Consider the following 5,662-nt stretch of genomic DNA (forward strand, 5'->3'; position numbering starts at 1 on the left):
GCATATCCTGCAGAGAGTATAAACACCGACAAAAAAACACCTAAAAACACCGGAGCACATTTTATTATTAATCTTTTCATGGCTTCCAATCCCTCCAGTAGGTGGGCCGTGTCGACTTGCTCGGAATGTCCTCCTCCGAGTTCTTTATGTGGTCAGGCACATTGATGACCATAAGGTTTCCGGAAAGGGTCACATCTCCCATAACGGCAGGGGGTGTCGAAGCTCCCGGATACCGGGTGACACCTACGTATAACTTCCCGCCCGATACGGTGATGCCGCTGATCCTCGTGGCATCAAGGGTAACATATTTATTTTCGTTCCCGCTTGCGTCGATCCATCCGCCGAGCCCCGTATCCGCCTTGAGGATATAAAAATTGCTGTTGCCGATCTCGCAGTTATCATCTGATGGTACGTAGGAAGCGATGAAAAGATAGCCTTTGTAGAGCACCGGTGGTGTTGTTACCGTCTCGGTAGAGGCAAGGGGCAAGTACCATCCGTTGAGTGTCTGGGCTACGGAGTCAACATTGTCCCTGGTCAGGCCTTCCAGGTCGGTGTATGTGGTGCTTGGTCCGGCGGTGTTCCTGTTCAGCGCCACGATGTAGTTCTGTCCCGTCTGTTCTCCGAAAAGGCCGTCAGGATCACCGGTTCCCCAGAAAAGCCATTTCCGGTTCTTTATGATGCCGATCTCCACGGCGTAGGGGATGCCTACCACAGTGGCGTCCGTAACTTCTCCAGGGGTGAAAACCCTCTGGAGAGACCAGCTGTCCGTTGAAGCGGCGGAGGCATCTCCCTCAAAGACAGCCCCCCTGTGGTCACCGAGATAGAAGTTCTTTATCCTGAGCGGCCTGGGGCCTGTCTCAACTGAGAGAGGGGCAACAGCCATCCCCAGGTCGGCATGGGTCAGTTCCTTGATCCTGTTCCCGTTCTCCATGTCAATCACATACACCGCCTTACCTCCGTCAGCGTCGGTATCGGAATAGGCATACTGCACCCCGGCGCCGAACAGGGCAACCCATTTCGTTATCACGTCTGTTCCCGAAGGGTTGTATACGTCCACGGTGCCGATAAACGGCGTGCTCACCGTCAGGCGAAGCCGCCCGAGGGCCGTTGAGGCGGAGGATTCAGAGGTGGAAAGGACCGCAGTGGATGATCCGGCCGATGCCTTGTCCCACTTGAGGAAAGTCCGCTCATCAACCGGACGGACCGCCATGGTCGCCTGGTCATAGTGATTGTTTTCGAGTGCCCACAAAAATTGGGGCGTTCCGGGGTTTGTTATGTCGAGGGCATACATTCCCGCACCGGCACGGCCAAGGGAACCCAGAAGCACTGTATGATAGGCCCCTCCGAAAGAAACGTCCTCAGCAACCAGGGGGCCGTCCAGAAGATACTGTGCATTAGAATATTTTTCGTTGCTGACCCACGTATTAGACTCATCAACTTTCATTCCCAGAAGGCGCCGGTACCCGAGCACGTTGGGGGGTATAAACGCCCATTTTTCCAATCCTTCAGTGGTCTGGGGAACTGTGACTGAACTGGTTTCGGATGCGAAGGAATGAACCATCCCGTCGTTGGCGTGGAGATATATGAACTTTCCCCTATTTTTGTAGGTTTCCGCAAAATTGCGGTAAGCCTCGTCTTTCAGGAGGCTCTGGGGCGCTCCCACCTCCACGAGCCCGACATGATAAGGATCGCCGAGTTTCCACCGTTCAGAGCCTTCGGTTTCGTCCCATACGTCAAGTCCCCTCACCCAGTTTATGAACTGGGCGAGTTTCGTATTTGGAAGCACAGTCGTGGTGATCGGACCGGCCAGAAGGGGTCGCAGGGCTTCAACCTGGGTACTGAGGAAATGCTTCAGATTGCTGCCGGAAAGACTTGACGTGGTCCTGCCGTCCCAGTCGGCGGTGTATATCTGTCTCGCGGTGTGAGCAGTAGTGTTCAGCTTGGCTCCCGCTTCCCAGTTCGGCGTGGTACTCAATACATCGTCCGAAATGGTGTAGCTGTAGAGATACCCCGTCCACTGCTGGTCCGATTTCGGTTTGAAACCGGTGGAATATGCATTGCCCTGGCCGCCTGCAGCTTTGGGAGGATTCACCAGAGGGGCGCTTCCCGTGGCGGCGAAGTCCTGTATGGTCTGGAATATTTCCTTGAAGGCCGCAAGCAGCCCCTCCATATCTGTGGCGAAATACGCTTTTTGTGTCTGCCCAGCTACAGCCATTTGGTTGAGGGTATTTCTGAGTGCAGTTTGGCTTGGATCGACAATGCCGATGACGAATGTTTTTATCTTCCTTCCATTCTCTATTTTCCCATTCTTCAGTGTTACAGTTATCGGCATCCTATACAATTCATCAACAGCTGTAACAGGATTAAAGTCATCGTTATTTGCTCCATCAGTTAGGACGATCAGCCAGTTATCCTGACACCAATCTGTTATTACCCCATCTTTCTTAAAATACGCCTTAGCCGATTCTGTATCGTGGAACCAAATAGAGGAAGCGATCGGTGTGTTGCCAATAGCTCGAAATTCAGGATTACCGGGATTCGTTTGTGTTTTCTTACTTTCAGTGCCATCAAACCATTTTTTAATATTACTCAGATGCGAAGGATTCTTTGTTGTCGAATCAAAGGGTTCAAGCAACATTGCTTTTTGCCAATCGCCATCCCAGCGCCTGGTCCATTGGTTCCATATTCCAGGGTATTGCCAAGAAATAGACTGCACATTACCGGTCGACCCCGGACTCCAGGAGTATGGGCTATACTGCGTATTTCCGTTTGCCACATAGGTTTGCACAAAACTTGACAAGGCAAATCGGATATTACCAACAAGAGTATTGTCATTAAGGATACGGTACATAACGTTCTTCAGCGTGTACATCCGGCTGTCGTTGGGGTATTTGTACTTGTTTTTCGTCTCAGTGTATGTGCCATACTTCTGAAGATACCAGGCACCGCTTTGCCAGTCCCATCGGTATCCTGAAGGAGGCTCAGGTTTGCTTTCATTTTGTTCGACATTTCTCCAAAGAGTGAATATAAACCAGACATAACGAATTTCGAGACGGCCATCAGAGGTGTTCAACCTATAGCCATCAGGAAGAAAACCTCCGTCCCTGGAATTTTCCCATCGTTCTCCCGTTTCTGTAACCACATCGTAAGAGAAGTACGACGTATTGCTCGGAAGGATCTCTTCCGGGATATAGCGCAGCAGAGGGTGGTAATTGTAATCAACTGATGCGTCATTGTTGCCGGTTGTATTGCGGCCGCTATTCTGATCTGTCCCGAAATAGTAATATGTTGTCGAACCGCCGAAATTGTAGGGGTTCGTCCCGTCTCCGTAAGTGGAAGTACCGCTGCTCATCCTCTCGGTCATGGAGCTGCTGGTGTCGATGAGCAGCAGGACATTCGGCTCAACAAGGTTCGTAAAGCCGAGAGGGGTGTCTTTGTCGGCAGAAAAAAGATCCGTTTTGGGGGTAAAATCCGCAAAAACGGCCGAAGAGCCCGCAGTCAGCAAAATTATAGCAAGCAGGCTCCAGAAGACAGGAAATCCGAAAGAACGACCGCTCTTATTCTTCATTTTCTTCACCTCCGAAATTACCTTGCCATCAGAATTCCCTGTTCCACACGCTTCGTCAGGTCGTTCAGGGTCGCCTCGCTGCGGATCAGGTAGGAGCCCAGAAGCGCGGAATCTGGATCGGCAGCCCCGGTATCGCCCTCGGCCGCATTGGAACTTGCATAAGACTGGGACGATTTTATGCTGCCCCCCTCCTGAGTCTGGAAAATCCTCGGGGGGATTCCCGGCACGAATTCAAGGGCAGAAGTGTATTCATAAGCGAGATCGAAAATGCGAACTTCCACCGATACTCCGTCCAGATCAAAACTGACGGGATTTTGCACAAGAAGCTCCGGAAAGCCCGGAGCCGTAACGGCTGCAATATCGCCGCTCGTGGTGGTGAGGGCCGGCAGTTCACCGGCGTCAACCCGGGAAAGGAGCCACTGTTTTCCCCTCTCGACACCGGCAAGGGCCGCGTTGAGCCGGAGTTCGTCATCGGCCTTCATTTTTGTCGTAGTCATCATGTTCTCTATAAAATAAAACGAAAGAGCCACAAGCGCCCCCGCCACAAGCAGAACAATCAGCGTTATTGGCAGGGCCATTCCTGCTTTCTTGCCAGGAGCCTTCAACATGCTCTTCTTCGCCATGCTTTTCAATTACGTATCCTCCAGCTTCTGGAAACTGCCGCATACCGGTAGTGCATGTCCGCGGGCCTGGGTCCATCCCATCCGACGATTTCGCTCATATACTCCACGTTGTGTCTCACCGATCCCTTGCCGAGTACTGTCACCCTCAGAATCCGGTCCGGCGTGAACTCAATCAGCATATTTTCGATACCTTCAACGACTGGGCTCCAGGGTTCGTTTACCGGCACACCATCCGCCAAATGTTTTACAACCAGGTTATTTTTATCGTCCACTCTAATTTTTACCGCCCTGACATAGTGCATCTCGTCGAAGGCGGAAACTTTCTGAGCCGTTCTCGCCGCAAGGGTAACTTTCTTTCCGTCCGATGGATTGACGGCATTGACAAACATGGGCGCCGTGCTTCCTGGAAAGGCAACCCAACTCTTCATTGCATTGGTACCTTTCACGAAAAGCCCCGCAGGAGGCGGAGCGGTAAGTTCTATTTCAGTTCCGGTGCTGTCTATTTCAAAGTCGTTTTCCACGCCGATACCGGAAGGAACGGCGTAAACGAGCCACAGTCCGGATCCGGATATGTCGTCCGAATTGACAATACCCGGAACCACAACGGCCACAACGTCACCGGAAATAACATCGGCAGATGCGACCTGAACAGGCCCGGTATACTGCTCCCTGACATTCGAAGGCAGAAGGGCGTCTGCGGTTTCCGATACTCCTCCAGTAGAGGAGAAGGCTGTCTGGAATATATCTTTCTTGTTGGGCATTCCAAGGGCTGAGGCGGATATGTAAGGCTGTATAGCCGCCAGGGCCACCTGTCCCCGCTGCTTCGCTTCCATAATGTCCTGATGAAATTTGTAACTCTCAAACACCGAAAAAAACAGAGTCAATACGGCAGACATAACCACACCGAGTATCAGTATGGAAATCAGAATTTCAACGAGGGTGAACGCTTTTTTTTCCATTCTCTTCATTTCTGCCATCCCCTCATTTTACCGCCGTCAGCCTGGCGTTCCTGCTGAGGTCCCGCTCAAGTTTAATTGTGGATTGCTGGGTTATGCCGCCCCAGGAAATTTCTACTACGGCATTTCCCCGTGCAAAGGAGCGGTCAAAGGAAACAGTGTAGATGCCTACGGCCTCTAACGACGCGATATCCGCTGAAGCCGCCTCAAGTACGTCGAGCCGGGTATGGGCAAGGGCGAGGGCTTGTTCCTTCTGGACGGTCTGCAGGGCCATCTTGGAAGACATAATAGGGACGATGGCTATGGCGAGGAGAGCGATGGAGAGGATGAGGAGCGCGATGATGGTCTCGGCGAGGGCAAAGCCGCAGGAGGCATTGACCTGACTTTGACGCCGGCCATGGCAATGTTTTTTCATGCCGATCCCCTCCCCTTGTACAAAAGTTTTAAGAATTTTTGATGTACAGATCTTTCTTTTTCGCAATTATACTCTATTAGCGGACTTTGCGGAATACCCA

The 5,662-nt window shown here is 51.8% G+C and carries 4 protein-coding genes; all 4 read right to left on the reverse strand.

The features are described from left to right. Nucleotides 1-76: 76 nt before the first annotated feature. The 4 genes from GX147_10040 to GX147_10055 are packed head-to-tail and all read right to left on the reverse strand — an operon-like array spanning nucleotide 77 to nucleotide 5,562. Nucleotides 77-3,568 (reverse strand): hypothetical protein, encoded by a 3,492-nt coding sequence (locus GX147_10040; protein ID NLN61012.1) that lies wholly within the window; start codon nucleotides 3,566-3,568, stop codon nucleotides 77-79. Between the two features lie 17 nt (nucleotides 3,569-3,585). Continuing rightward, complete coding sequence (locus GX147_10045) at nucleotides 3,586-4,191, reverse strand: hypothetical protein (GenBank protein NLN61013.1); 606 nt, start codon at nucleotides 4,189-4,191, stop codon at nucleotides 3,586-3,588. Nucleotides 4,192-4,196: 5 nt separating this feature from the next. Beyond that, the gene (locus GX147_10050; protein NLN61014.1) at nucleotides 4,197-5,159 is read right to left on the reverse strand and encodes a type II secretion system protein; all 963 of its coding nucleotides are present in this window, start codon (nucleotides 5,157-5,159) and stop codon (nucleotides 4,197-4,199) included. Between the two features lie 13 nt (nucleotides 5,160-5,172). Further along, nucleotides 5,173-5,562 (reverse strand): hypothetical protein, encoded by a 390-nt coding sequence (locus tag GX147_10055; GenBank protein ID NLN61015.1) that lies wholly within the window; start codon nucleotides 5,560-5,562, stop codon nucleotides 5,173-5,175. Nucleotides 5,563-5,662: the final 100 nt, after the last annotated feature.

The sequence above is a fragment of the Deltaproteobacteria bacterium genome, assembly GCA_012522415.1.
In the GTDB taxonomy this organism is placed as follows: Bacteria; Desulfobacterota; Syntrophia; order Syntrophales; family JAAYKM01; genus JAAYKM01.

What these genes read in the sequence shown, in the direction of transcription:
- GX147_10040 (NLN61012.1), bottom strand. Translation starts at nt 3,568, where the DNA reads ATGAAGAATAAGAGCGGTCGTTCTTTCGGATTTCCTGTCTTCTGGAGC.
- GX147_10045 (NLN61013.1), bottom strand. Translation starts at nt 4,191, where the DNA reads ATGGCGAAGAAGAGCATGTTGAAGGCTCCTGGCAAGAAAGCAGGAATG.
- GX147_10050 (NLN61014.1), bottom strand. Translation starts at nt 5,159, where the DNA reads ATGAAGAGAATGGAAAAAAAAGCGTTCACCCTCGTTGAAATTCTGATT.
- GX147_10055 (NLN61015.1), bottom strand. Translation starts at nt 5,562, where the DNA reads ATGAAAAAACATTGCCATGGCCGGCGTCAAAGTCAGGTCAATGCCTCC.